At 45.5% G+C, this 24,037-nt stretch carries 25 protein-coding genes; 5 read left to right on the plus strand and 20 right to left on the minus strand.

Annotated features, from left to right (window positions below; translation table 11 throughout):
* Positions 1-29 precede the first annotated feature (29 nt).
* From H7J92_RS01165 to cymR, 9 genes are all read right to left on the minus strand, one after another.
* Positions 30-320: a DUF1292 domain-containing protein gene (locus H7J92_RS01165; RefSeq protein ID WP_009496963.1), complete on the minus strand. Its 291-nt coding sequence runs from the start codon at positions 318-320 to the stop codon at positions 30-32.
* 11 nt (positions 321-331) lie between these two features.
* Positions 332-751: a Holliday junction resolvase RuvX gene (gene ruvX / locus H7J92_RS01170; RefSeq protein ID WP_009496964.1), complete on the minus strand. Its 420-nt coding sequence runs from the start codon at positions 749-751 to the stop codon at positions 332-334.
* Positions 748-1,020 (minus strand): IreB family regulatory phosphoprotein, encoded by a 273-nt coding sequence (locus H7J92_RS01175; protein ID WP_040758807.1) that lies wholly within the window; start codon positions 1,018-1,020, stop codon positions 748-750. Before H7J92_RS01175 ends, ruvX begins: the two co-directional genes overlap by 4 nt.
* A gap of 260 nt (positions 1,021-1,280) precedes the next feature.
* Positions 1,281-3,914 carry an alanine--tRNA ligase gene (gene alaS, locus H7J92_RS01180; protein WP_009496966.1) on the minus strand — a complete coding sequence of 878 codons (2,634 nt, stop codon included), beginning with the start codon at positions 3,912-3,914 and terminating at the stop codon, positions 1,281-1,283.
* Positions 3,915-4,197: 283 nt separating this feature from the next.
* Positions 4,198-6,621 (minus strand): SF1B family DNA helicase RecD2, encoded by a 2,424-nt coding sequence (recD2, locus tag H7J92_RS01185; protein ID WP_221835051.1) that lies wholly within the window; start codon positions 6,619-6,621, stop codon positions 4,198-4,200.
* A gap of 24 nt (positions 6,622-6,645) precedes the next feature.
* Positions 6,646-7,314 carry a tetratricopeptide repeat protein gene (locus tag H7J92_RS01190; protein WP_221835052.1) on the minus strand — a complete coding sequence of 223 codons (669 nt, stop codon included), beginning with the start codon at positions 7,312-7,314 and terminating at the stop codon, positions 6,646-6,648.
* Positions 7,315-7,326: 12 nt separating this feature from the next.
* Complete coding sequence (gene mnmA, locus H7J92_RS01195) at positions 7,327-8,445, minus strand: tRNA 2-thiouridine(34) synthase MnmA (RefSeq protein ID WP_078816512.1); 1,119 nt, start codon at positions 8,443-8,445, stop codon at positions 7,327-7,329.
* A gap of 22 nt (positions 8,446-8,467) precedes the next feature.
* Positions 8,468-9,616, minus strand: coding sequence for a cysteine desulfurase family protein (locus H7J92_RS01200; protein ID WP_221835054.1), 1,149 nt, complete (start codon positions 9,614-9,616; stop codon positions 8,468-8,470).
* 13 nt (positions 9,617-9,629) lie between these two features.
* Positions 9,630-10,049 (minus strand): cysteine metabolism transcriptional regulator CymR, encoded by a 420-nt coding sequence (cymR, locus tag H7J92_RS01205; protein WP_009496971.1) that lies wholly within the window; start codon positions 10,047-10,049, stop codon positions 9,630-9,632.
* Between the two features lie 127 nt (positions 10,050-10,176).
* On the opposite strand from cymR, the gene H7J92_RS01210 reads away from it, so the two are divergent.
* Positions 10,177-11,472 carry a replication-associated recombination protein A gene (locus H7J92_RS01210; RefSeq protein WP_221835056.1) on the plus strand — a complete coding sequence of 432 codons (1,296 nt, stop codon included), beginning with the start codon at positions 10,177-10,179 and terminating at the stop codon, positions 11,470-11,472.
* 297 nt (positions 11,473-11,769) lie between these two features.
* On the opposite strand, the gene H7J92_RS01215 is transcribed toward H7J92_RS01210, so the two are convergent.
* The 7 genes from H7J92_RS01215 to nadC form a co-directional block, all read right to left on the minus strand.
* Positions 11,770-12,561, minus strand: a complete 792-nt coding sequence (locus H7J92_RS01215; RefSeq protein WP_078816511.1) for a DUF6612 family protein — start codon at positions 12,559-12,561, stop codon at positions 11,770-11,772.
* 115 nt (positions 12,562-12,676) lie between these two features.
* The gene (locus H7J92_RS01220) at positions 12,677-13,753 is read right to left on the minus strand and encodes a branched-chain amino acid aminotransferase (protein WP_221835057.1); all 1,077 of its coding nucleotides are present in this window, start codon (positions 13,751-13,753) and stop codon (positions 12,677-12,679) included.
* Positions 13,754-13,773: 20 nt separating this feature from the next.
* Positions 13,774-15,018, minus strand: a complete 1,245-nt coding sequence (locus H7J92_RS01225; protein WP_078816509.1) for a glutamate-5-semialdehyde dehydrogenase — start codon at positions 15,016-15,018, stop codon at positions 13,774-13,776.
* Between the two features lie 15 nt (positions 15,019-15,033).
* Positions 15,034-16,131 carry a glutamate 5-kinase gene (proB, locus tag H7J92_RS01230; protein ID WP_040758149.1) on the minus strand — a complete coding sequence of 366 codons (1,098 nt, stop codon included), beginning with the start codon at positions 16,129-16,131 and terminating at the stop codon, positions 15,034-15,036.
* A 401-nt stretch (positions 16,132-16,532) separates the two neighbouring features.
* Positions 16,533-16,709, minus strand: coding sequence for a hypothetical protein (locus tag H7J92_RS01235; RefSeq protein ID WP_176132460.1), 177 nt, complete (start codon positions 16,707-16,709; stop codon positions 16,533-16,535).
* Positions 16,710-16,744: 35 nt separating this feature from the next.
* Positions 16,745-17,875, minus strand: coding sequence for a quinolinate synthase NadA (nadA, locus tag H7J92_RS01240; protein ID WP_078816506.1), 1,131 nt, complete (start codon positions 17,873-17,875; stop codon positions 16,745-16,747).
* The gene (gene nadC / locus H7J92_RS01245; protein ID WP_221835058.1) at positions 17,857-18,729 is read right to left on the minus strand and encodes a carboxylating nicotinate-nucleotide diphosphorylase; all 873 of its coding nucleotides are present in this window, start codon (positions 18,727-18,729) and stop codon (positions 17,857-17,859) included. The genes nadA and nadC overlap by 19 nt, the downstream gene beginning before the upstream one ends.
* A 109-nt stretch (positions 18,730-18,838) precedes the next feature.
* On the opposite strand from nadC, the gene H7J92_RS01250 reads away from it, so the two are divergent.
* Both H7J92_RS01250 and H7J92_RS01255 read left to right on the plus strand, forming a co-directional pair.
* Positions 18,839-19,978, plus strand: a complete 1,140-nt coding sequence (locus H7J92_RS01250; protein WP_221835059.1) for an IscS subfamily cysteine desulfurase — start codon at positions 18,839-18,841, stop codon at positions 19,976-19,978.
* Between the two features lie 15 nt (positions 19,979-19,993).
* Positions 19,994-20,533 carry a transcription repressor NadR gene (locus tag H7J92_RS01255; protein WP_078816503.1) on the plus strand — a complete coding sequence of 180 codons (540 nt, stop codon included), beginning with the start codon at positions 19,994-19,996 and terminating at the stop codon, positions 20,531-20,533.
* A 12-nt stretch (positions 20,534-20,545) separates the two neighbouring features.
* Here H7J92_RS01255 and H7J92_RS01260 read toward each other — a convergent pair whose 3' ends face one another.
* Both H7J92_RS01260 and H7J92_RS01265 read right to left on the minus strand, forming a co-directional pair.
* Positions 20,546-21,238 (minus strand): LrgB family protein, encoded by a 693-nt coding sequence (locus H7J92_RS01260; protein WP_221835060.1) that lies wholly within the window; start codon positions 21,236-21,238, stop codon positions 20,546-20,548.
* Complete coding sequence (locus tag H7J92_RS01265; protein ID WP_221835062.1) at positions 21,235-21,612, minus strand: CidA/LrgA family holin-like protein; 378 nt, start codon at positions 21,610-21,612, stop codon at positions 21,235-21,237. Before H7J92_RS01265 ends, H7J92_RS01260 begins: the two co-directional genes overlap by 4 nt.
* 248 nt (positions 21,613-21,860) lie before the next feature.
* Here H7J92_RS01265 and H7J92_RS01270 point away from each other — a divergent pair, with 248 nt between their 5' ends.
* Positions 21,861-22,073, plus strand: coding sequence for a cold-shock protein (locus tag H7J92_RS01270; protein ID WP_078816500.1), 213 nt, complete (start codon positions 21,861-21,863; stop codon positions 22,071-22,073).
* Between the two features lie 108 nt (positions 22,074-22,181).
* Here the strand turns inward: H7J92_RS01270 and H7J92_RS01275 are convergent, their stop codons facing one another.
* Entirely contained in the window at positions 22,182-22,379 is a 198-nt protein-coding gene (locus H7J92_RS01275) for a zinc-finger domain-containing protein (RefSeq protein WP_221835064.1), read from the minus strand.
* Between the two features lie 109 nt (positions 22,380-22,488).
* Between H7J92_RS01275 and H7J92_RS01280 the strand changes: the two genes are divergently transcribed.
* Complete coding sequence (locus H7J92_RS01280; protein WP_221835079.1) at positions 22,489-22,890, plus strand: reverse transcriptase-like protein; 402 nt, start codon at positions 22,489-22,491, stop codon at positions 22,888-22,890.
* A 533-nt stretch (positions 22,891-23,423) separates the two neighbouring features.
* Here H7J92_RS01280 and H7J92_RS01285 read toward each other — a convergent pair.
* Positions 23,424-24,023 carry a metallophosphoesterase family protein gene (locus tag H7J92_RS01285; protein ID WP_176132459.1) on the minus strand — a complete coding sequence of 200 codons (600 nt, stop codon included), beginning with the start codon at positions 24,021-24,023 and terminating at the stop codon, positions 23,424-23,426.
* Positions 24,024-24,037 lie beyond the last annotated feature (14 nt).

Genomic DNA, 24,037 nt, shown 5'->3' on the forward strand with positions numbered 1-24,037 from the left:
CCATTCCGTCCGTCACATGAATAGAACTCTCAGTCGCCTTCTTCTTCAAGGAAAGTATTCAATACTTCTTCAATCATATCCCATTCTTCATCGGATTCGATTTCGAGTAATTCTCCGCCTTCTTCGCCTTCCTCCGTAGGAATGAAAGCAGATGCGTGGATTTCGACATCTTCGTCATCGTCCACTTCTTCACCGTCTAAAATGTGGTAAAGTACATACGATCTTTCATATTCTTTCGAATCAAATGTTAAGATCACTTCACAAACATGCTCTTCACCGTTCTCGTCAACTATTGTCATTGTTTCTTGTCCGTGTTCCATTCTAATCACCTCTAAATTTTTTTTGAATCCAAATACCCTTGAAGTATCATGACAGCTGCCATTTTATCAATCACCGATTTCCGCTTTTTACGGCTTACATCCGCTTCGATTAAGACACGTTCGGCAGCCATCGTCGTCAGCCGCTCATCCCAAAGAACAACTGGAAAACCAAATTTCTCGCGTAAACTTTCGGCGTATTGTTCAGAGGCTTGTCCCCTCGGGCCGATTGTATTGTTCATATTTTTAGGATAGCCGACGACAAATTCATGTACTTCGTATTCTTTAGTTAGTTCTTCGATCCGCTCAAGACCGAAAAGACCTTCTTCTTCGTTGATTTTGATCGTCTCGATGCCTTGAGCAGTCCATCCGAGACCATCACTAATTGCGATGCCGACTGTTTTCGTGCCGACATCCAATCCCATTATTCTCATTCTGCTTTTCCTCTATTCTCTCGAATGTAGAACTTCACTAATTCTTCGAGAATTTCATCTCGTTCTAACTTTCGTATTAGACTGCGAGCGTCTTCGTGGCGCGGAATATAGGCTGGATCTCCGGATAGTAAATAGCCGACGATTTGATTGATCGGGTTATAACCTTTTTCTTCCAATGCTTTGTAGACATGGAGCATGACTGCTTTGACTTCTTCCTCCATTGATTCCTCTGGAAAGTTGAATTTCATCGTTTCATCAGATGAATTCATACTCGACACCCCGCTTTCCGATTCCATTATGTGTATACCAACCAATCGTTCTTTCGCTTCCTAGACACCGTTGATTTCCGCTTCGGGCGGACGCTTTCCAGGGGGCGTGGCTTGAGCCTCCTCGTCGCTTCGCTCCTGCGGGGTCTCAAGACACACGCTGATCCCCTAGGAGTCGCCGCCCTACGCTCCAATCAACTAGAGATGTGAAATAATAAGCCTATTTCAATAGTGTATATCAGTAGAACGATTGCTGAAATTGGTTAAACAGATTTTACATAATCATACACGGATTGGAGCGCGTCATCAAGTTTAGACGCGTCTTTTGCTCCGGCCATTGCCATGTCGGGACGGCCGCCGCCTTTTCCGCCGCATAGGGATGCGACGTGGTTGACGATTTTCCCTGCGTGATACTCGCTGCCTTTTAAGTCGTTCGTGATGCCAGCCGCGAGCATTACTTTGCCGTCTGTGACGGTTCCTAATACAATGACGCCTTTGGATGTTTTTTGTTTCAGTTCATCGATCAGCTGGCGAAGGCCATTGTTGTCTTTTACCTCTACATTGGCTGAGATAACTGTGATGTCTTCGATTTGTCGAGCTGTTTCCATGACGTCCGTCAATTGGCTGTTGCCCATTTTTGCAGCTAATGATTCGTTTTCACGCTGCAAGTCTTTATAGTCCGCCAAGATAGATTCGACTTTCGTTACGACCGTTTTCGGTGTTGCTTTCGTCGCTGTCGCTACTTGATCGATGACGGCTTGGTCTTCTTTAAAAGAATGGAATGCTTGTCCGCCTGTCAATGCTTCGATTCGGCGTGTTCCTGCTCCGATTCCGCTCTCCGAAACAATTTTGAAGACATTGATGTCAGATGTGTTGTTTACGTGACAGCCGCCGCATAGTTCGATAGAGTAGTCGCCTACTTGCACCACTCGGACGATGTCTCCATATTTTTCACCAAACAGGGCCATTGCACCCATTTCTTTAGCTTCTGCAATTGGAGCAAGTGATGTATTGACAGGAGTTCCTGCCCAAATTTGTTCATTCACTTGATATTCAATACGTTCGAGCTCCTCTTTCGTCACTTGGCCGAAATGCGAGAAGTCAAATCGCAGTCGATCGGGGCCTACATAAGAACCTGCTTGATTGACATGCTCTCCAAGGACATCTTTCAATGCACGGTGCAGCAAGTGAGTAGCTGTATGGTTCTTGACCGTCAGCTGACGTAAATGCTCGTCGACCACGGCAGTAACTGCAGCGCCCCCATTCATTTCTCCGGAACTGATGAAAACGGTGTGCAAGTTTTGGCCATTCGGTGCTTTTTGGACATCCTGGACTTCTGCAATGAATGCCTCATTGGTCAATTTCCCTTTATCTGCAATCTGTCCGCCACTTTCTGCGTAGAAAGGGGTCTGATCTAAGATCACTTGCACAGTTTCACCTTCAGCAGCATGTGAGATACGCTGGCCATCTTTTAAAAGTACGATAACCGAAGCATTCGTTTGCAACTGCTGATAGCCGATAAATTCACTTGGAACATGGATTTCACCAAGCACACCGGATTGGATGTGCATGGAATCTACGTCCGCTCTCGCAGCGCGTGCGCGATTTCTTTGTGCTGCCATCTCTTCATCAAAGCCGATACGGTCGACTGCAACATTCTCTTCCAGTGCGAATTCTTCGGTTAATTCGAACGGGAAGCCGTATGTGTCATACAACTTGAATGCGTCGCTTCCTGAAACCACAGGCACTTCAGAAGCTTTAGCTTTCTCGATGATTGTTGAAAGAATCGCCATTCCGTCATGCAATGTTTCGTGGAAACGGTCTTCTTCGTTTTTTACAACCTTCATGATAAACGCTTGTTTCTCATGCACTTCAGGATAAAAGTCTTTCATAATATCTCCTACAATTGGAACGAGCATGTACATGAACGGCTTATTAATTCCTAATTGCTTAGCGAAACGGACCGCTCTTCTTAGTAGTCGGCGCAAGACATAGCCACGGCCTTCATTGGAAGGTAGCGCTCCGTCCCCTATCGCGAAGGCAACAGTACGAATATGGTCCGCGATTACTTTAAATGCAGTATCTGCTACCGTTGTTTCCCCATATTTCTTGCCTGAAACGTCTTCTACTGCTTCGATGATGGGCAAAAACAGATCTGTATCGAAGTTCGTTGGGACATCTTGGATGACTGAAGCCATCCGTTCGAGGCCCATCCCTGTATCAATATTTTTCTTAGGAAGAGGAGTGTACGTATGATCCGGATTATGATTGAACTCAGAGAATACTAAGTTCCAAATTTCCAAGTAGCGATCATTCTCTCCTCCCGGATATAATTCAGGATCGGAGAAGTCGTCTCCATAAGCAGGACCGCGGTCATAGAAAATTTCTGAGTTTGGTCCGCTTGGGCCTTCTCCGATATCCCAGAAGTTCCCTTCCAAACGAATGATCCGCTCTGTAGGGATTCCAATCTTGTCTTTCCAAATGGAGTATGCTTCTTCGTCTTCCGGATGAACGGTGATCGACAACAATTCCGGATCAAAACCGATCCATTTATCGTTCGTCAGAAAATCCCACGCACGAATAATTGCTTCTTCTTTAAAATAATCACCGATCGAGAAGTTTCCGAGCATTTCAAAGAACGTATGATGACGCGCTGTATAGCCAACATTTTCGATATCGTTCGTACGGATCGATTTTTGTGCATTGGCAATCCTCGGATTCTCCGGTATGACTCGTCCATCAAAATACTTCTTCAACGTTGCAACGCCACTATTGATCCATAGAAGCGATGGGTCATCGACAGGCACTAAAGCGGCCGATGGTTCTACTTTATGCCCATGCTCTTTAAAATAGTCTAAAAAAAGTTGGCGAATTTCAGATGCCGTTAGTTTTTTCATCGTTTACTCCTCCTAAAATTAAAAAAACTCCACCCCTGTATAAAGGGGCGAAGGTTAAAGAATCGCGGTACCACCCTAATTACCGCAAGTTGCGGTATCTCGAGTTGCTTTAACGCAGCAAAGACGGCAGGGATTAGCTGCAACTTCGGAATAGCGTTCCTCAAGTCCTGCGAGAGCTTTTTCAGCCTGGAAGCTCTTTTCTAAACACAGAATACACGAGTACTCGTTCCTTCGACGTTTTTCAATATTTCTAAACGAATTATAGGAAAGTTCTACTGCTTTGTCAATCGGCCGCTTCCAGAAAGTCGAATGGCGACACATCTGACATTCCAATCATCGGATCAATCATACTGAAATTGTCCATCGTTAACTTTGCGGGTGTGGTTTCCACAGCCTGCTCAATTGGTTGTTTCGCCTCTTCAGAGCCAGTCAACTGAACTGTTTCTTCCGCTTCTTCTATATCAATAAAACCAGCAATCCGCTCTTTCAATGTCGTTTGACGCTCGGTTTCATCCGTTCGCTCGATACCTGCCTTGAACTCTTCCGCCTCACCACATAGTATCAAGAAGTTTTTGGCTCTCGTGATGCCTGTATACAGGAGATTGCGTCTCAGCATTTTACGTTGACTTCGTACAATCGGCATGACAACGATCGGAAACTCACTGCCCTGAGACTTATGGATCGAACAGCAATAGGCTAGCGTGATTTGATTCAGATCGCCGCGTTCATAGTTCACTTCATTGCCGTCATACGAAACGACCAACATCGCTTTTTTATCAGTCGTCTCTTTGGCCAACATGATGGCTACAACTTCTCCCATATCGCCATTAAAAACATTGCTTTCCGGCTGATTGACAAGCTGCAGCACTTTATCCCCGACCCGATACGTCGTTTCACCAAAAGTCATTTCTTTTCTGCCCGCAGCGGGCGGATTGGTGATTTCCTGGATCATTTTGTTCAGACCGTCTATGCCAGCCGGACCTTTATACATCGGTGCTAGCACTTGGATATCTTTGATCGAATGTCCTTTAGATGTCGCACTTTGAATGATTTGTTTGACCGCAGGGAGGATTTGCTCACTGGAAGCCCGTATGAATGATCGGTCAGACGTCTTCTTCGTCACATCCATCGACCATGTCCTCTGCTTAATCATATGCGCCATTTCGATAATAGTAGAGCCTTCACTTTGACGGAAAATATCGGTCAATTCAACAACCGGAATCTTGCCTGACTGCATAAAATCATGCAGTACTTGGCCTGGTCCGACAGACGGCAGCTGATCTTGGTCACCGACGAATAAAAGCTGTGCATCATTTCGGACCGCTTTCAATAATTGATGCATCAGCCACGTATCGACCATCGACGTTTCATCGATGATGATTAAATTGCCCTCTACTTCCCGCTCAGTCTCTTCTTCCGATTCCTGACCGGTAAAGCCGAGAAGGCGGTGAATCGTCATAGCGGGCAATCCTGTGGCTTCTGACATACGTTTTGCTGCCCGTCCGGTAGGTGCCGCCAATATAATTGGAAACAGTTCTTTCTTACGTGCGTATTCTTCAAGATCCAATGAGAGTCCATGTAATTCTGCATATACTTCAACGAGACCTCGGATAACGGTTGTTTTCCCCGTCCCCGGTCCTCCCGTCAAAACGAGCAAAGAAGAATGCAGCGCCCGCTCAATTGCTTCCACTTGCGTTTCCGCATACTCCACTTCCAAACGTTCTTCAATTTCGCCAATCGCTTTTCTGATCTCAGAAGCAGGGAACTGTTCATCCACTTCATTTTCCAGAATGCGTTGTACTTTTGCAGCGATTCCGATTTCCGAATAATAAAGGGAAGGTAAATAAAGCCTTTGCTTTTCGGCAGACAACGTCCCTTCCTCAACCAATTCGATAACCGCTTCCGAGATGGATTCATACGATATGTCATGAGGCTGACTTGCTTCGAGCAATTGCTTCGCTTGCGGTAAGATCTCTTCAGATTCCAAATAAACATGACCTGAAGACTGCACTTCACTATGTACACTGTAATAAACAGCAGCTTTTATTCGCGCGGGATGATCGCCTACTAATCCCAATTGTTTCGCCAAATCATCTGCGCGCTGAAAACCGATCCCCTCGATTTCCTTTATGAGCCGATAAGGATTTTCCGTCAAGATGTCGATTGCATCGTCTTGATAAGTCTGATAAATCCTCATGGCGATTTGAGGTCCGAAGCCCCATTCATTAAGTTGCACCATAGTTCGTTCAAGACCTAAGTTTTCTTGTAAAACTGCTACAAGCGTATCTTTTCGTTCCTCTGACAAACGCGGGACCTGATCGAGGACGGACCGATCTTCCAAAATCTTCTGTATGACGTTATTGCCTAAAATCTTTACGATTTCTCCTGCCGTCTTCTTCCCAATGCCAGGAAATAAATCACCTGATAAATAATGAATGAGCCCGGCTTCGGTTGCCGGAAGCTCTTTTGAAAACGTTTGGACGTCAAATTGCTGACCATGGACAGGATGGTTCACCATACGACCGGTAAACTTATAATCCTCTTCAGCAATCAATGGAGGAAAGGAGCCTTTGATGACGATCTCTTTATCCCGATAATCTGTATTGGTCGATGTGACTTTCATTTTCACTATGGAAAATAAGTTCGTTGCGTTATGAAAGATCGTTACAATCGGTCTGCCGATTATATACTGTTCAGATTCATTCATCAGGCCCTCACCTCCTTCTCTCTGCTATTCGCTTTGTTCGTCGCCGAGCTGGATCATATCGTAAATATATCGCGCCTGTGTGTGCTCCGGCTCGACCGTAAAGGCTTGCTCCAAGTGGGACAATGCGCGCTTTTTATCCTCCGTGGAGACTGCAAACAACACGCCTAGGTTATAATGGGCGTCCGCATGTTCCGGTTCCTTTTCTAAAATGGTCTCAAAAACCGGCTGTGCCTCTGGAAACAGTTCCAGTTTCGCCAGTAAAATGCCGTAAGACAATAAAACTTCCTGATCGTCTTCGTTCAATTCAACAGCCCGCTGCAAGTAAGGCAATGCCAGACGGTCATTGCCTGCCTGTTCCATGCTTTTCCCCAACATAAAATAGACGTCTGCCGTTTCCAGTCCCGTCTGGATGGCTCTCTCATAAAGTTTGGCCGCCTCTTCAAAACGCTCTTGATTGTAGTACAGATTGGCGAGGCCATAAAATGCTGTGCCTGCCTTTTCGTCAAGAGTCAATGCTTTTTGGAAAAATGGTTCCGCACGCTCTGTGTCTCCGAGCGAAGCGAAAATATTTCCAATATTAATATAGCCGGTTGCATCCTCAGGATTTTCCTCAATGGATTGCATAAACAACTCGACTGCTTTTTCGTAATTGCCTTCTTGCATTTCTTGAATTGCTTCATTCTGTAACGACATCATATACCCTCCTTACCCAACGTATGTCAGCTTTTTGCCATCTTTAAACACTTCATCAATCGTTCCGCCGCCCAAGCATTCCTCGCCGTCATACAGGACGACCGCTTGCCCCGGGGTAACCGCACGTACTGGCTCCGCGAATGTAACGATGGCCCCTTCACCTGACAGTTCCACAGTCACTTGTGTGTCCGGCTGACGGTAACGGAACTTTGCCGTACAAGAAAATGTCTTCGGCAATTCCTTTGTTGTACAAATATTCATATCTGTCGCTTTTAAGCTGGTCGAATACAAGGCATCATGATGAAACCCTTGCTCCACTAGTAAGACATTGCGCTCCAGATCCTTACCAACCGCGAACCAAGGCTCCCCTGAACCGCCGATCCCAAGTCCATGGCGCTGGCCGATCGTATGATACATCAACCCATCATGTTTCCCCATGACTTTACCGTCCATAGTTTGCATTTCCCCTGGAATCGCAGGCAAGTATTCACTCAGGAATTCTTTGAAGTTCCGTTCGCCAATGAAACAAATGCCTGTAGAATCTTTTTTCTTCGCTGTCGCCAGTCCTGCTTTTTCCGCGATTTCTCGAACGCTTGATTTTTCCAAGTGACCCAGCGGGAACATAACTTGCTGCAGCTGCTCCTGTGTTAATTGATTCAAGAAATACGTTTGATCTTTATTGTTGTCAACTCCACGAAGCATCGCGACGCCATCTTCACGTTCTACGACTTGTGCATAATGACCTGTCGCCAAGAAATCTGCTCCCAAGCTTTTAGCATGCTCTAGAAATGCATTGAATTTTATTTCTTTATTGCACATTACGTCTGGGTTCGGGGTGCGTCCTGCTTTGTATTCATCCAAGAAATACGTGAATACTTTATCCCAATATTGCTTCTCAAAATTAACGGAATAGTAGGGAATGCCGATTTGATCGCAGACACTTCTTACGTCTTCAAAATCTTCTGTCGCTGTGCAATGTCCAGATTCGTCTGTGTCATCCCAGTTTTTCATGAAGATTCCAATCACTTCATAACCTTGTTCTTTCAAAAGTAATGCCGCAACCGAAGAGTCCACTCCGCCAGACATTCCAATGACTACCCGTGTATCTGCTGGGGCTTTTGTCGTTCTCATTTCCACTTCATCCTTTGCTGGTTCATTTCACTAGTCTTTTCACTACAGCGGAGATTCTCTCTGCGGCTTCTTCAATCATGGATTGCTCCAGACCGTATCCAAAGCTGATGCGTATCGAGTTTCGAGCGTTATCGGAGTCGTCACCGAACATAGCCGTCACGACATGCGACGGTTCAAACGAGCCCGCTGTGCAAGCGGAACCGCTAGAAACCGCAATTCCTTCTAAATCCAAACTCATCAAAAATGTTTCCACGTCTGTCCCCGGGAACGAAACATGGTAAATATGCGGCAGTACCGGAATTGATTCATGTACTGTCGGCAAAAATTCTATTTCATTTCGTTTGAAAATTTCACTCATCGTCCGCTTGTATGACTGATAGGTTTCGGCGGTCTCATCCTTTGTTTGTTCCGCGATGGACACAGCTTGTGCAAACGCTGCTGTCGCCGGAACATTTTCCGTACCAGCACGCCGTTTTTTCTCTTGTTCACCGCCATGCAATTGAGCATCCAGTAATTTTCCGCTTCTCTGATAGAGGAAACCGATTCCTTTTGGACCATTCAGTTTATGTGCAGAGACCGACAATAGATCCACTTGCAGTTCATTTACATCGAGCAAGGAAGTTCCATACGCTTGAACTGCATCTGTATGGAAGATCGCTTGATGCGACTCCAGAAGATTGCCAATTTCGGCAATTGGCTGTATCGTGCCTACTTCATTGTTTCCATACATGATCGAGACAAGAATGGTTTCGTCTGTCAATGCATGCCGAACTTGTTCCACAGAAATAAGGCCGTTTCGGTCAGGTTGCAAATACGTCACTTCATAGCCTTGTGACTCCAGTCGTTTACACGGATTTAACACCGCGTGATGTTCGATTTCTGTCGTGATGATATGACGTCCATGTGGCTGCATTATTTGCACAGAGCCGAAAATCGCTAAATTATCCGCTTCGGTGCCTCCTGAAGTGAAGATGATTTCATTCGGCAGAGCACCGACTGAGAGAGCTAACGTTTTACGCGCTTCCTCTAGCAGTTTTTTCGCGTTCCTGCCGAATTGATGCGTGCTCGACGGATTGCCGTACGTATCTGACAACGCGGAAGTAAAACGTTCCAAGACTTTTGGATGCATAGGAGTCGTAGCAGCGTAATCTAAATAAATGGCTTGTTTCATCTGGTAAACTCCTTTAAATATAGAACATGTATTCATCTTGTGTTGGCGTGTCTTCATACTCGATCAGATCTTTAATTGTCGTATGGTCGAGTACTCCGCGGATTGCGTCACCAATTCGTTTCCATAATTCGCGCTGTGGAATTTCATCATCCTCAAGTCCTTCCACGAGCTGGATCGGTCCTTCAAGCAGACGAATGATCTCCCCCGCTGTAATTTGTGAGGGATCTTTAGCTAGTTTGTAACCTCCGTATGCTCCGCGAACACTTTTAACGAGTCCACTGTTGCGTAAAGGGGGGATTAATTGCTCCAAATACGCTTCGGAAAGATTTTGCTCTTCTGCAATTTTCCGCAGCGGCACAGGGCCTTCCCCAAATTTTCGTCCTAATTCTACAATAACCGTGAGGCCGTATCGACCTTTGGTGGAAATTTTCATTTTGGCATCGTCCTTTACTAAAATTGCTGTCGTTAGTATAGCATAATTCTAGCGTTCGTTCTTCGAAATGACTTCATTCAGATTTTACGATATAATGAAAGAACAGATGTACGGAGGATTGATATACATGCATAACGAACCTTTGGCCTTCCGCATGCGGCCTGAAACGATAGATGAAGTCATTGGACAAGACCACGTCATCGGGGAGACGACCCCCCTTTATCGAATGATCAAAAATGGGCATGTCCCATCTCTTTTATTATATGGTGAACCTGGCATAGGTAAGACTTCCCTTGCCTATGCCATCGCAGGAACTTCCAAATTGCCATTCATTGCGCTGAATGCGACAGTGGCAGGGAAAAAAGATGTAGAAGATGTCGTCAAAGAAGCAAGAATGACAGGAAAAGTATTGTTATTTTTAGATGAAATACACCGCTTCAATAAATTGCAGCAAGATACGCTGCTGCCCCACGTAGAAAGCGGATCGATCATTTTGATCGGAGCGACGACAGAAAATCCTTTTCATGACGTCAATCCGGCGATACGCTCTCGATGCGGTGAAATCGTGCAGTTAAAACGACTGCAGCCGGAAGATTTGCTAAATTTATTGAAACGCACATTAGAAGACAAAAAGAAAGGCCTTGGACAGGAAGACATCGTCATAACGACTGAGCAGCTTCAGAAAATCGCTGAAGGGGTCAATGGAGATGCACGTAAAGCGCTAACGTTCCTCGAGTCGTTGCTCGCTGCGAGCGATGAAGAAAACGGACAGATCATTGTTAAAGATGATTTGCTGCAACAATTGCTCACAAGAATCAGTTTGCTAGGCGACAAAAAAGGCTCCCATCATTATAATTTGTTATCCGCACTGCAAAAAAGCGTGCGAGGCAGCGATGTCAATGCGGCGCTTTACTACTTGGCACAACTTCTCGAAATCGGGGATTTGACGGCGGTCACGAGACGATTGCTCGTCATGAGTTATGAAGATATCGGCTTAGCTGCTCCCGATGTCGGTGCGCATGTCGTCGCCGCTACGGATGCCGCTTTGCGCTTAGGTATGCCGGAAGCCCGCATTCCTTTGTCGGTCGTTACGGTGGAGATGTGTTTGGCTTCGAAATCGAACTCGGCTTATCGGGCAATCGATCAAGCGACCAAAGTTCTTCACGAGCAACCAACCGGCGAAATCCCAATGCACCTTCGCGATACTCATTATGGCGGAGCAGCACAGCTCGGCCACGGAGGATATGTCTACCCGCACGATACGCCAGTCGGCTCATTCGGCGGCTGGACGGATCAGCAATACTTGCCCGACAGCTTAGCAGGCACAGAGTTTTATTCCCCAGTTGAAGCAGGTGATGAAACGAGAATGGCCGCCATCTATAAACGACTGCTCTCGTTTAAAGGCAAAAAAAATCCACGATAGCTTAAGGGCTTCGTGGATTTAAATTGCAGAAAAAACTTGCTATTGTAGAAGGCACCGTTGATCTACGTTCCAGGCGGACGCTTTCTGTAGGGTTTAACGAGAATGATGAGACTCTGGACTGAGCGAAGTAAAGGAAGCGGCTTATTCGAAAGCGTCCCGTCTGTAGCGCAAATCCCCGAACCACAAACCTATTTTCTTTTGCTATGTTTAACACTTTGACTTCCCAACTGTATTAGTTCGGGATTTGTCTATATGAGAAAATCCACGAAAGCTATTGGCTTCGTGGATTTTTTTATTTCATTTCAGCAATTCTGCAAAGCCCGCAGGCGTTTGAATTGGATCGATGTCGTTGAAATAACTGTAGTTGGCATCTAGTTTTTGTTTATAGCGAATATAGTCGCGACCGAAATAGCTTGTAATATTTGCGGACAGCTTCATACCTGTAACGAAAAATGTTTTTTCATTCACAGTCAATTCCAGATCCATTTTCTCAACGACTGGAAAACCAGTATGGGTATGTATGAACTGTTCAGGCATCGGACTGTTCACCGCCACTTCTTTCATGAATCGTCGGTACTCGGCCGGCGTTAATGAAAACTGAAGAGCATAACCATAATCGATTTTTTCCAACTCTGCGCTCTCTATGAAAGGCTCCAGTAGAGAGAGGTCCATAGCAGGAGCAGTGAATGGCACCCATACATCCAGTAATTCTTTGCGTTCTTCCTCTGTCATCGCTTGCCAGTCGCCCTTTTCTTCCTGTACTGCCAATTGATCATCCTGTCGGAAAATATGAAGGTTTTTTGGCTGTTGTTTCGGAATCTGTAAAACTACTTCTTCTGAAACTTTCACAGGATCCAGTTCGACATTCGATTGGATATGCAGCTTTTTACTGTCGCGCTCAACCGGATCAGAAGTGACGCTGCTCTCATCAAAGACAATGCTCGTATGTACAGATTTCAGCTCCTTCATCGCTGCATCTGCTTTCTTCAGCACATCTTCAGGGCTAGATGGTGCCGAAGATGTTTTTCCGCATCCTGCCATCGTAAATATCACGACTGCCAGGAAAAGAACGAAATATCGTTTGTTCATCAAGAAACTTCCTTTCAATCAAATCAATCAAAACTATTTACAGTGTACTGCACGGGAGCGCACTTGTCACGAATGATTCGGTATCCGTTCCATCTTCCTATAAGAGGAAGATCGATCAATCTACTTTGACAACCCAATTGAACGGATCTTCCACTCTACCTGTCTGAATTCCTGTAATTGTTTCATATAATTTCAGAGACAATTCTCCGATTTGATTACCATTGATTTCACATTTTTCGCCGCCCCAAGATAATTCACCCATCGGCGAGATTACTGCAGCAGTTCCTGTGCCGAACGCTTCTTCCAGAGTTCCAGCCGCATTGGCATCGAATATTTCTTGGATGGATACTTTACGTTCCGTTACTGGAAATCCCCATGATTGCAGCAATTCGATGACGGATTTACGTGTGATCCCTTCTAAAATGCTGCCGTTCAGACTTGGCGTAATAACTTCTCCATTGATTTTGAAGAACACATTCATCGCGCCGACTTCTTCAATGTATTTATGCTCTTTTGCATCCAACCAAAGCACTTGCGAATAACCCGCAGCTTCTGCTACTTCTTGCGCTTTCATCGCACCCGCATAGTTCCCTGCGGTCTTCGCACTTCCTGTCCCGCCTACCGCAGCACGGACGAACTCTGATTCTACCGCAATTTTCACAGGGTTCATACCTTCTTTGTAATAGGCACCTACCGGAGATAAAATGATCATCAATCGATACGTCTTCGAAGGCGCAACACCTAAATAAGGCTGTGTCGCAAAAATGAATGGACGGATATACAGTGAAGTGCCTTCCCGATCAGGAATCCATTCTTTATCTAAAGAGACCAATTCCTTTAATGCATCAAGCACCAATTCTTCATCAAAGTTCGGCATGCATAATCTTTCATTGGAACGGTTCAGGCGTTTCATGTTTTCATCCGGTCGGAACAGCACGACTTCTTTATCGTCAGTTACATAGGCTTTTAATCCTTCAAAAACAGTTTGACCGTAATGCAAAACAATCGCTGCCGGGTCAAGCATGAACGGCTCGTACGGTACAATGCGTGCATCATGCCAGCCTGTTCCTTCCGTATAATCCATTACAAACATATGATCCGTAAATACTGTGCCAAAAGCCAGTTGATCGGTTGCCGGTTTTTCTTTCGGTTGTGCGTTTCTTTTGACTGTTATCTTGTTCTTCGCTGTCATATCTATACCCTCCTGAATATTTATCTGATTTGGCCAGTGCCGCGGATGACAAATTTGGATGAAGTCAACGCTTCTAATCCCATTGGCCCCCGTGCATGTAGCTTCTGCGTACTGATCCCAATTTCTGCACCGTAACCGAACTCGAAGCCATCTGTGAAACGAGTCGATGCATTAACATAGACAGCCGCCGCATCCACGCTATTCAAGAACTTTTCCGCATGCTCATCACTTTGCGTAACAATACCTTCTGAGTGTTTTGTACTGTATTGCTTAATATGATCAAGCGCTTGTTGGAAGTTCTGTACATTTTTCATCCGCAATTTCAAATCCAGAAATTCGCTCGACCAGTCATCTTGCTCCACTTCAGCAATCGAAGGATCAAATTGATGGATTGTCTCGTCTCCCACTAACTGGACATCTTTTTCACGCAAACTATCGATCAGCTTTTCACCGTGTTGCTGTAACCAATTCTGATCAATGATCACCGTCTCAATTGCGTTACAAACTGAAGGTCGGTGAGTTTTTGCATTCACAACGAGGTCGATCGCCATTTGCGAATCCGCTGATTCATCAATGTATAAATGACAGTTTCCAGCTCCCGTTTCAATAACCGGAACAGTGGATTCACGGATAACTGTTTGAATCAATTTTGCACCGCCACGTGGGATCAACACATCCAAATAGTCATTTAACGTAAACAATTCCTTCGCAGTTTTACGGCTCGTATCTTCAATCAACTGCACGGAATCGACTGGCAAGGAACCTTTTTCCAGTCCTCGCTGAATGACATGCCATAGCGCGAGATTTGAATATTTGGCTGACGAACTACCACGTAATACGACTGCATTCCCCGTCTTCAAAGCGAGAGATGCCGCGTCAATTGTAACATTCGGACGCGCTTCATAAATCATCGCAATGACACCGATCGGCACACGCTTTCTGACGATGTGCAAGCCATTTTCCTTTTCGATCTCTTCCAAGGTCTCCCCGATTGGATCTTTCAAATCAATCAGTAAACGAACGCCTTCAGCCATTGCTTCAATGCGGTCCGGCGTCAATAAGATCCGATCGAGCACAGCTGCCTCGATACCGTTTGCACGGCCTTCTTCGATATCTTTCTTATTTTCCTCAAGAAGATGTTCTTGCTCCTCCAGCAATTGATCCGCAATCAAACGAAGTGCTTCGTTCTTCTCTTCCGTCGTTGCCGTGTTCAACACATAACTCGCTTCTTTAGCCGCTTTCCCTTTACGTCTGATCTCACTCATTGCCCAATCTCCCCTTTAAGTTAATTGTACCCAACGATCTCTGTGAATCACTTCGATCATCGGTGCTAACACTTCCTCATTTTTGTCTCTCTCGGTCAGGACTTTTTCTAATTGCTCTGATGAATACGTCACTTCTCCTCTACCGATCAAACCATCCACACCATACACTTCCACGACTTCCCCTGCTTCAAAACTTCCTTTTACTTTAAAAACACCAGCCGGTAAAAGACTACGGCCATTGTGTAAGATTGCCTCTTCTGCACCTTTGTCGACATACAAACGGCCGGTGGATTCAGAGTGCAGCGCGATCCATTGGCGCTTCGTATTGATGACACTGCCGAGCGGACTTGAAATATACGTACCGTCTCCATTACCTTGCAGAATCTCTAAAAGTTTAAAAGAGCCGCTGCCTGTTCCAATAAAGACGGGGACTGCCAAAGTGTGTGCAGTTTTTGCAGCCAGTAACTTCGAGCGCATGCCGCCTGTACCGACTTTCGAACCGAGATCGTCTGTACCGCCAAGCAACTCATCCGTAATTTCATCGAGCTCCGTCAAACGAACAGCGTCAGGATCTTTTCTCGGATTACTCGTATAAATTCCATTGACATCCGTCAAAATGATCAATTGATCCGCATGCAAAAATCCGCTTACTAACGCAGATAACATATCATTATCGCCAAATGTCAATTCATCTATGGAGACAGTGTCGTTTTCATTGATGATCGGCACGATGCCTCGCTCCAATAATTCCGACATCGCCGCAAACGCGTTACGGTAACGGTCCCGGTTCGAAAAATCTTGACGGGTTAAAAGGATTTGAGCCGGCACGACGCCATGCTCACCGAATCGTTCGATATACGATTGAATCAAAAGACTTTGACCAACAGCTGCTGCTGCCTGTCTTCCTTTGATGGTTACAGGGCGCGATGGGTATCCAAGCCGCGCAAAGCCTGCAGCAACAGCCCCGGATGATACGACGATGACCTCATGACCGGCATTTTTCAACATTGCCAACGCATCGACATGGTCATTCAATTTTAGCTGATCGATTTCCCCGCTGTCGTTTGTTAAAGAACTACTGCCTATTTTCACAACAATTCGCTGTCTCTTCATTTTAATTTCGCCTGCCATTTCTGTAATTCATAATTAAATCTTTTGTGAATTTAGTTCCTGTCGAGGCTGATCGGCGCTTTCCGCTTTTGATACACCCAGTTCCAGATGCCAGTCTATCGGGACGTTTCAGGAAAGCAGTAAAGACAAAAAGCGCCTTTACTGCTTTCCTTCCAACGCCTGTCGAGACTAGACGGCATCTTTCACTTTTGAACCCATCCAGCTCCAAACGCCAGCCTCTCGGGTCGTTTCGGTCTTTCCGAAAAGGTGCAAAGACCGCACCTTTGCCGGCAAGCCCTCCAACGCCTATCGAGGCTAGACGGCGTTTTCCTCTTTAGATACAAAAAAGCCCAGTCGTCCCGAAGTTATCAGGACGAAAGGACTTTGCTTCCGCGGTGCCACCATCATTGGATCCAGTTCATGAATCCCGCTCTCCCCATAACGCCGAGGTACGCGCCTATGTTTTCATAGGACTCCAAAGGCAGGTTCAACAACTGCCATGTGACGGGATTTTTCAGCCGATGAACCCCGCTCTCTTGCACACGCTGTTTGTCTACTATTCCTTCATCAACGTTCAACATTCATTTCACCCATCATACAATATTGGCGGTGATTGTCAAGCGTTCAATGTTTGTTTGCGAGGAGAATGAAGCATGCGATCGAGTGCCATGTTTGCTTCCGCAGAAGTCGAACTATCTACGGCGATGATATTGCGCGCAGCTCCTACTGCAATACTTTCCAAACACCAAAGCAAGTGCGGCAAGTCGATGCGGTTCATCGTCAAGCAAGGGCACATAAGCGGGTTCAAAGAAATAATATCTTGCTCTTTATGTTCTTCTTTCAATCGATTCACTAAATTCATTTCCGTTCCGATTGCCCATTTTGTGCCGGGCGCTGCGGCGGTGATTTGGTCGATAATATATTTCGTCGATCCATTATCATCCGATTGCATCACGACTTCATGAGGACATTCAGGATGGACGATAATTTGTCGATCCGGTTCATTTTCACGGATATGGCGGATATTTTCGACCGTGAAGTTTTCATGTACGGAACAGTGGCCTTTCCAAAGAATCACTTCGCAGTCGTCATCGGGTCCAGAGTATTCCAAAACGTTCGCAATCGGATTCCAGACTGCCATATGATCTAACGAAACCCCTATATCATATGCCGTGTTGCGTCCTAAATGCTGATCCGGCAGGAAAAGGATCCGTTTCTTCTGCGCGAATGCCCATTCCACGATTTTCTTCGCATTCGATGAAGTGACGGTAGCTCCGCCATTTCGGCCGACGAATGCCTTAATCGCGGCAGTCGAATTGACGTATGTCAAAGGCAGTATCGTATCGCCAAAACGTTCCTGTAAGTGTTCCCACGCTCTTTCAGTCTGAAAAATATCTGCCATATCTGCCATCGAACATCCGGCACGCATATCCGGCAAATATACTGTTTGGTTAGGTGTGGTCAGAATATCAGCGGTTTCTGCCATGAAATGCACTCCACAAAACACAATATGCTCTGCTTGTTCATTGGAAGCGCAGATCTGAGCCAATTGCAGTGAATCTCCTGTTGCATCTGCAAACTGAATGACTTCATTTTTTTGATAATGGTGGCCTGGAATAAATAACTTGTCCCCGAGAGATTCTTTTATTTTCCGAATTCTGTCTTCCATTTCACTGACAGAAAGTGTTTTATATTTTTCAGGCAACATTACATCTGCATGCTCTTTCGTTAAATCAAGTATGGACATTGTCTGATTCCCCCTGCTTTTTTAATTTGTATAGTTGCGCTGATGTCTGCAGCTCTCACTGAATGTGTCAGCGCACCAACCGATATGTACTGAATGCCTGTCGATCCATACGCAGCGATCGTTTCCTCCGAAATCATGCCGGATGCCTCAGTCACGATTTGTTTCGGCACAACGGGAAGCCACTCTTTGATTTGCTCGGGCGAACAATTATCGAACATGATAATATCCGGTGCTGCGTTTACTGCTTCTTTGAGTTGCGCAAGCGTTTCGATCTCGACTTCTATTTTCACAGTATGCCCAAGCCGACTTCGCAGCTGCTTAACGGCTTCAGTAATTGATCCGGCATAGGCAAGGTGGTTATCCTTCAACATCACCGTGTCGTAGAGTCCATTGCGGTGATTAAATCCGCCACCAGTACGGACTGCATATTTATCCAGCATCCGCAAACCAGGCGCTGTTTTCCGCGTATCACAAACCCTTGTTTTCGTACCCTTCAGAAATGCAGTCAGTTGGGAAGTCTTGGTGGATATTGCACTCATCCTTTGTATACAGTTCAAGATAACACGCTCTGCTGACAGTAAATTCTTCACAGAGCCTATAGCAACAGCCAAAACCTGCTGTTCTTCCATCTTCTCTCCATCCTCAATAAAGCAAATCACTTCAACGGAAGGATCCATGACTAAAAATCCTTCTCTTATGATGTCGGTTCCGCAAAAGACTCCTGACTCTTTGGCAATGATCTGCAATTCTCCGACAGCAGTATCAGGAAACAACGTCTCGACAGACAAATCGCCATCCCCTATATCCTCAATGAAAAATTGCTCAAGCATTGATCTCAGTTTGATTCTATTCATACGCATTCTCCCTACTAACCTTCAATTTTATGTGTCTTTACATCTATCTTTACACATTTACAGAACTATGACAAGATGAATAAAACAATTAAACTAGGAGGTATGTACATTGAAGTATTTCGATTACGCAGCTACGACTCCCCTTCACAAGGAAGCTGCCGCAGTTTATTTATCTACAGCACAGCATCAGTTCGGCAATACGACGAGTCTCCATGACGCGGGCGGCATGGCTCAAAACGTACTGGAACGGTGCCGGAAACAACTGGCCGCTATTTTAGGTGTTCATTCGGAAGGTTTGTATTTCACGTCTGGAGGGACCGAAAGTAATTCACTTGCTCTGCTTTCCCTCGCACAGGCTAATATGCATAAAGGCAATCATATTATTTTGACTGCCGCAGAGCATCCTTCTCTTCATTCCGCAGCAGCGTATCTTGCAGATCAAGGGTTCCACATTACGACCATTCCTTTTACCGCTGACGGCTTCATAGACTTGCAAGCATTGGAAAACGCCATCAACGGGCGGACGATCGTCGTTTCTGTACAGCATTGCAACCCGGAGATCGGAACCATTCAGCCGATCCGCTCCATCTATGAGACATTGCAGCCAAAAGGGATTCTCTTACATAGTGACTGCGTTCAATCATTCGGCAAGTTGAATGTGCAGGACATCACACCATATGTTGACAGTCTTTCTGTTTCCAGTCATAAAATCTATGGTCCAAAAGGCGTTGGTGCACTGTATATCAATCCGCGCTTGCGTGCTGTGCCGCTATTCCCAGGGACTGTCCAAGAAAAAGGCTTCAGAGGGGGGACGGTCAATGTTCCCGGTATTGTAGCATTCCTGATAGCAGCACAATTGGCAGAAGAAACGGGAAACCTCGCCCATTACCAAAAACTCCGGACTATATTTTTCAATGCGTTGTTGCCGCATAAAGAATTTTTTACTTTTTTCGGTTCGGATCAAGCTGCAGAACAGTTGCCGCATATTATCGGATTGCGTGTCAATCATTCGGAAGGCCAGCTGATTATGTTAGAATTGAATAGACGCGGATTTGCGGTATCGACAGGAAGTGCTTGCCAGGTCGGCAAACAACAGTCTTCGACCACGATGAATGCTATGCAGATTCCAGTTCATCTATCGAAAGGATTGGTCCGTATTTCATTTGGACAGTCTTCCACCGGAAAAACTGTTCAACAATTGGCAGATTGCTTGGTGGAAATTGCGAAAGAACAAAACAAAAAACACTGACAGCAGGTGATTTAATTGCAAAATAAAGAAAAAGTATTGGGAAAAGAGCGTCGAAAACTCATTTTGCGCACGTTACAAGAAGCAGGACGTCCTATTACAGGACGCGAGTTAGGAGAACTGACGAATGTCAGCCGGCAGGTCATTGTCAGCGACGTTAACTTACTGAAGGCGAAAAAACAGCCGATCATCGCGACGAATCAAGGATATCTCTACACTGCCCTGCCTGAAACAGCAGAAGAGTATGAAAAGATCATCGTCTGCCGTCATGAACCTGAAGCAACGGAAGAGGAATTGAATATTCTCGTAGATCACGGAGTAACAGTGAAAGATGTTCGTGTGGAGCATCTCGTATATGGCGATGTCCGTGCCTCCATCATGGTCTCCAATCGCCAGGAAGTGAAGGCGTTCATCCAGCAGATTCAACAAGCGAATGCACCCTATTTACTGAATTTGGATGAAAGTGGCATTCATTTGCATACTATCTCAGCTCCCCGAGAAGAGCAACTCATCGAAGCAGAGCAAGCATTGAAAAAAGCGGGATTCCTAGTCGAATAGGAATTCCGCTTTTTATGGGAACAGTATGAAACCAAACAACGGACCCACCAACGCACCGATGATCGCCGATAACGTCATGGCAACCGAGCTCATAGAAGCTTCCTGTTCGCCGTATTCGAGAGCTTTAGAAGTACCGATGGCATGCGCTGCCACACCAAGACCGATGCCTTGTCCGAGCGCCGTATCGATCTTCAACAGTCGATTCAATTGCGGGCCTATTAGGATTCCAGCCAAGCCGGCAATAGTGACAAAAACCGTAGCGAGCGAAGGAACGCCACCGAGTCCTTCGGCAATTTGCATCGCGATTGGCGAAGTGATCGACTTAGGCAAAATTGTAGCGAGAAGTTCATTTGAAAACCCGACAAGCCGCGCTGCTAAAACGCCTGTCACCATTCCGACGACTCCCCCAACGACCACTCCACTTGCGATCGGCAATAAATTTTTCTTAATCAAATCACGCTGTTTAAATAATGGAATACAAAGAGAAACAATTGCTGGTCCGAGAAGTGCATCGATCCACTTTCCTCCAACCATATATGTATTATAGGAAGCATCGAAAATCGTTAAAGTGACTATCACTGCGATGGTAGTTGTTAGGATCGGCACCAAAAAAGGTGATCGTAGCCTTACATACAATGCATTCATTATGAAATACATTATCACCGTCAAGAGGATCATCGCGAGTGCCAATAAAAATGAATTCATGACAGCTCCACCTCATCTTTCTCATTACGTTTCGCCATCGATTGACTCACCAGGCTAGCCATAGCCATTGTGATAAACGTGCTGACGATTGTGATGACAACAAGTAGCAGGCCTTTCCCTTTAAAGACATGACCGTAATTCATCACACCGACCGTTGCAGGTATCAAATAGAGCGGCAATGTGGATAAAAAAACGTATGCACCTTTTTCCACCCAATTAAGCGGAATGATTCGGAATGATAGCAATCCCCATAAAATCAATAATCCAATTATGCTTCCAGGAAGAGGAATCGACAGCCACTGACGCAAAAAATTTCCTAGCATGAAAAATAGATATAGAAAGACCACTTGAATAAGCGTTTTGACTATTTTCATTTAATTGCTCTCCTTCCCTAGTCAATGAACACTTATTCATTATAGTGGTGAAAAGCCTAAAAACCAATACCTTGTTCCAAATAGTACAAATCGATTGAAAATTCTTCGGAATTTATCTTTACATCGTTGACCTGATGTAACTGTTCATGTATAGTGTAGGGAGCTATATAGGTATGTTGGGGCTATTTTGCTTTCCAATACTTTTATATGGCCGCTATGAATTTCTGAATTGCCGAGGAGGAATTTACATGCACCAAGGTAAAGTGAAGTGGTTCAGCAGTGACAAAGGTTATGGATTTATCGAAGCAGATGATGGTGAAGACGTGTTTGTCCATTTCACAGGAATTGCAACAGATGGATTTAAGACACTTGCTGAAGGTCAAACTGTTTCTTTCGAAGTAATTGAAGGGAACCGAGGTCCACAGGCGGCAAATGTATCTACACTCGAAGAAGAAGTTTAAAGACAGCTCGGCAGGCAGAGCAATTCCACTCAATCATTATGGAATTTCAGCTGAATGAAGATAAATAAAGCATCCACGCGTAAAATGCGGGATGCTTTTTCTATTTAATCATTTGGAAGATGTACCAAGTTTATTGATTTCTGACCCTAAAAACTTCAGTTGGTCGCCGATTGTACATTCGGATATGCAAAATTGGTGAGCTCCTGTCTTTCCGCGTTCCTTTATCAGTTGTCTTTTGACATAGCATCCTTCACAATATATATCGAGCAATTGATTGATATCTTTCATGACCATTACTTTATTCATTAGAAAAGAACTCCCACCTTTCTTTCTTCTATTTTAGGTGGGCTTATGGAATGTTGCAACCTTTTACTGAGTCTTCCCCATTCATTTCCAGAGAGGAGCGATGAAGACCGTGTTGGAAATATACATAGATGGCGCTAGCGCAGGAAATCCAGGATTGAGCGGAATTGGCGTTTACATTAAAGGCGAAGGACACGATGTGAAAATCAGTGAACCAATCGAACCAACGAACAATCACAATGCAGAATTCCAAGCGCTTTTAAGAGGTTTGGAAGAAGCAGTGAAGCTGACGAGCGGCATGGTGTCTGTCAGGTCGGATTCCAATGTCGTTGTTCAGGCGATGGAAAAGGAGTTTATCAAGAACGAGGAGTACGCTCCTTATTTAAAAAAGGCAATGAAACTCACGGAGCAGTTTGATTTCTTTTTCATCAAGTGGATCCCCGATCACACAAACAAAACAGCAGATGTCCTCGCTCGGCAGGCGATTCTCCAACAAAAAAAGGCTAAGGGTTAAGGTCCTTAGCCTAGCTTAAAGACAAGCATCAGAATGATTTAGCATGGGAGAAACATGGGCTTGCGGTCCTGGGATTTGCGCTCCAGACGGGGATGCTTTCCGGAGGGCGTGGCTTGAGCCGCTTCCTTCGCTTCGCTCAGTCCAGGGTCTCAAGACTCACGCTGATCCTCTCGGAGTCGCCCCGTCTTCCGCACAAATCCCAAAACAGTACGTTCTAGCACATAGTAAAGCTCGCTGTATAAAGTATGTGTATCTGTAACCATAGACAAAGAAGTTAGCATTCTTTTTGAGATATTACTTCTTGCCCTTTTACCTCTCTCTAAATGGACTTGCAACCCACTAACATTAGGAAAATACGCAAGTTGATCGTAGTGGAAGGCGGCGACTCCTGCGGGATTAGCTCGACAGGTGGGACCCCGCAGGAGCGAAGCGACGAGGAGGCTCACCGCGAGCCCCGCGGAAAGCGTCCGCCTGGAACGTAGATCAACGGCGCCTTTACCACTCCCCCAATTCTTTTCCACTGCCTAATCCCCTTATCCTCTTTGTGCTCTCATAAACCGCACCGTACGTTCTTCCGCATTAAACAGTACCCATTCCCTTGACCCGACAACAGCGCCAACATTGACAATATTTCGCTTTCCAGACAGCGAAATTTTGCCGCGTCCTGAAATCAACATTTCTTGCTGATCTCGCGTGTAGCCGGCGCGGTGTGTATGCCCGTGGAAGACGATTGTTTTGTCTGGTATTTGCGCGTTCAGCCAGGCATTTCTCTCGTCTGAGTTCCATTGATGCCCGTGTATGATGACGGCTTCCCCTGCCGAAAGAGTCTCGGACAGGTCATGGAGATAATCACGCAGCGGCTCCGCATGTTCCGTAAGCAACAAAATCCGCTCTTCTTGATTGCCGTAGACAGACGGGAAAGTTAATAACTTATCGAAGCCTTCCGGATGTTTGATCACTTCATTTACAGACGGATAAATCTGCCCGCGCAGATCTTTCTTGCTAACTGTACATTCATATAAATCACCCAAGCCAATGACCTCAGCATGCGGTGCCTCAATTGAAATATGTCCTAACACGGCTTTCAGGTCTTCGATCGATGAATGGATATCACCTAGTAATGCATACTGCAATTTTGTCAACTCCC

It is taken from the genome of Sporosarcina aquimarina (assembly GCF_019748715.1).
In the GTDB taxonomy this organism is placed as follows: domain Bacteria; phylum Bacillota; class Bacilli; order Bacillales_A; family Planococcaceae; genus Sporosarcina; species Sporosarcina newyorkensis.

Excerpts from the sequence above, each read along its gene's own strand:
- H7J92_RS01165 (WP_009496963.1), bottom strand. The coding sequence starts at position 320 with ATGGAACACGGACAAGAAACAATGACAATAGTTGACGAGAACGGTGAA.
- ruvX (WP_009496964.1), bottom strand. The coding sequence starts at position 751 with ATGAGAATAATGGGATTGGATGTCGGCACGAAAACAGTCGGCATCGCA.
- H7J92_RS01175 (WP_040758807.1), bottom strand. The coding sequence starts at position 1,020 with ATGAATTCATCTGATGAAACGATGAAATTCAACTTTCCAGAGGAATCA.
- alaS (WP_009496966.1), bottom strand. The coding sequence starts at position 3,914 with ATGAAAAAACTAACGGCATCTGAAATTCGCCAACTTTTTTTAGACTAT.
- recD2 (WP_221835051.1), bottom strand. The coding sequence starts at position 6,621 with ATGAATGAATCTGAACAGTATATAATCGGCAGACCGATTGTAACGATC.
- H7J92_RS01190 (WP_221835052.1), bottom strand. The coding sequence starts at position 7,314 with ATGTCGTTACAGAATGAAGCAATTCAAGAAATGCAAGAAGGCAATTAC.
- mnmA (WP_078816512.1), bottom strand. The coding sequence starts at position 8,445 with ATGAGAACGACAAAAGCCCCAGCAGATACACGGGTAGTCATTGGAATG.
- H7J92_RS01200 (WP_221835054.1), bottom strand. The coding sequence starts at position 9,616 with ATGAAACAAGCCATTTATTTAGATTACGCTGCTACGACTCCTATGCAT.
- cymR (WP_009496971.1), bottom strand. The coding sequence starts at position 10,049 with ATGAAAATTTCCACCAAAGGTCGATACGGCCTCACGGTTATTGTAGAA.
- H7J92_RS01210 (WP_221835056.1), top strand. The coding sequence starts at position 10,177 with ATGCATAACGAACCTTTGGCCTTCCGCATGCGGCCTGAAACGATAGAT.
- H7J92_RS01215 (WP_078816511.1), bottom strand. The coding sequence starts at position 12,561 with ATGAACAAACGATATTTCGTTCTTTTCCTGGCAGTCGTGATATTTACG.
- H7J92_RS01220 (WP_221835057.1), bottom strand. The coding sequence starts at position 13,753 with ATGACAGCGAAGAACAAGATAACAGTCAAAAGAAACGCACAACCGAAA.
- H7J92_RS01225 (WP_078816509.1), bottom strand. The coding sequence starts at position 15,018 with ATGAGTGAGATCAGACGTAAAGGGAAAGCGGCTAAAGAAGCGAGTTAT.
- proB (WP_040758149.1), bottom strand. The coding sequence starts at position 16,131 with ATGAAGAGACAGCGAATTGTTGTGAAAATAGGCAGTAGTTCTTTAACA.
- H7J92_RS01235 (WP_176132460.1), bottom strand. The coding sequence starts at position 16,709 with ATGTTGAACGTTGATGAAGGAATAGTAGACAAACAGCGTGTGCAAGAG.
- nadA (WP_078816506.1), bottom strand. The coding sequence starts at position 17,875 with ATGTCCATACTTGATTTAACGAAAGAGCATGCAGATGTAATGTTGCCT.
- nadC (WP_221835058.1), bottom strand. The coding sequence starts at position 18,729 with ATGAATAGAATCAAACTGAGATCAATGCTTGAGCAATTTTTCATTGAG.
- H7J92_RS01260 (WP_221835060.1), bottom strand. The coding sequence starts at position 21,238 with ATGAATTCATTTTTATTGGCACTCGCGATGATCCTCTTGACGGTGATA.
- H7J92_RS01265 (WP_221835062.1), bottom strand. The coding sequence starts at position 21,612 with ATGAAAATAGTCAAAACGCTTATTCAAGTGGTCTTTCTATATCTATTT.
- H7J92_RS01270 (WP_078816500.1), top strand. The coding sequence starts at position 21,861 with ATGCACCAAGGTAAAGTGAAGTGGTTCAGCAGTGACAAAGGTTATGGA.
- H7J92_RS01275 (WP_221835064.1), bottom strand. The coding sequence starts at position 22,379 with ATGAATAAAGTAATGGTCATGAAAGATATCAATCAATTGCTCGATATA.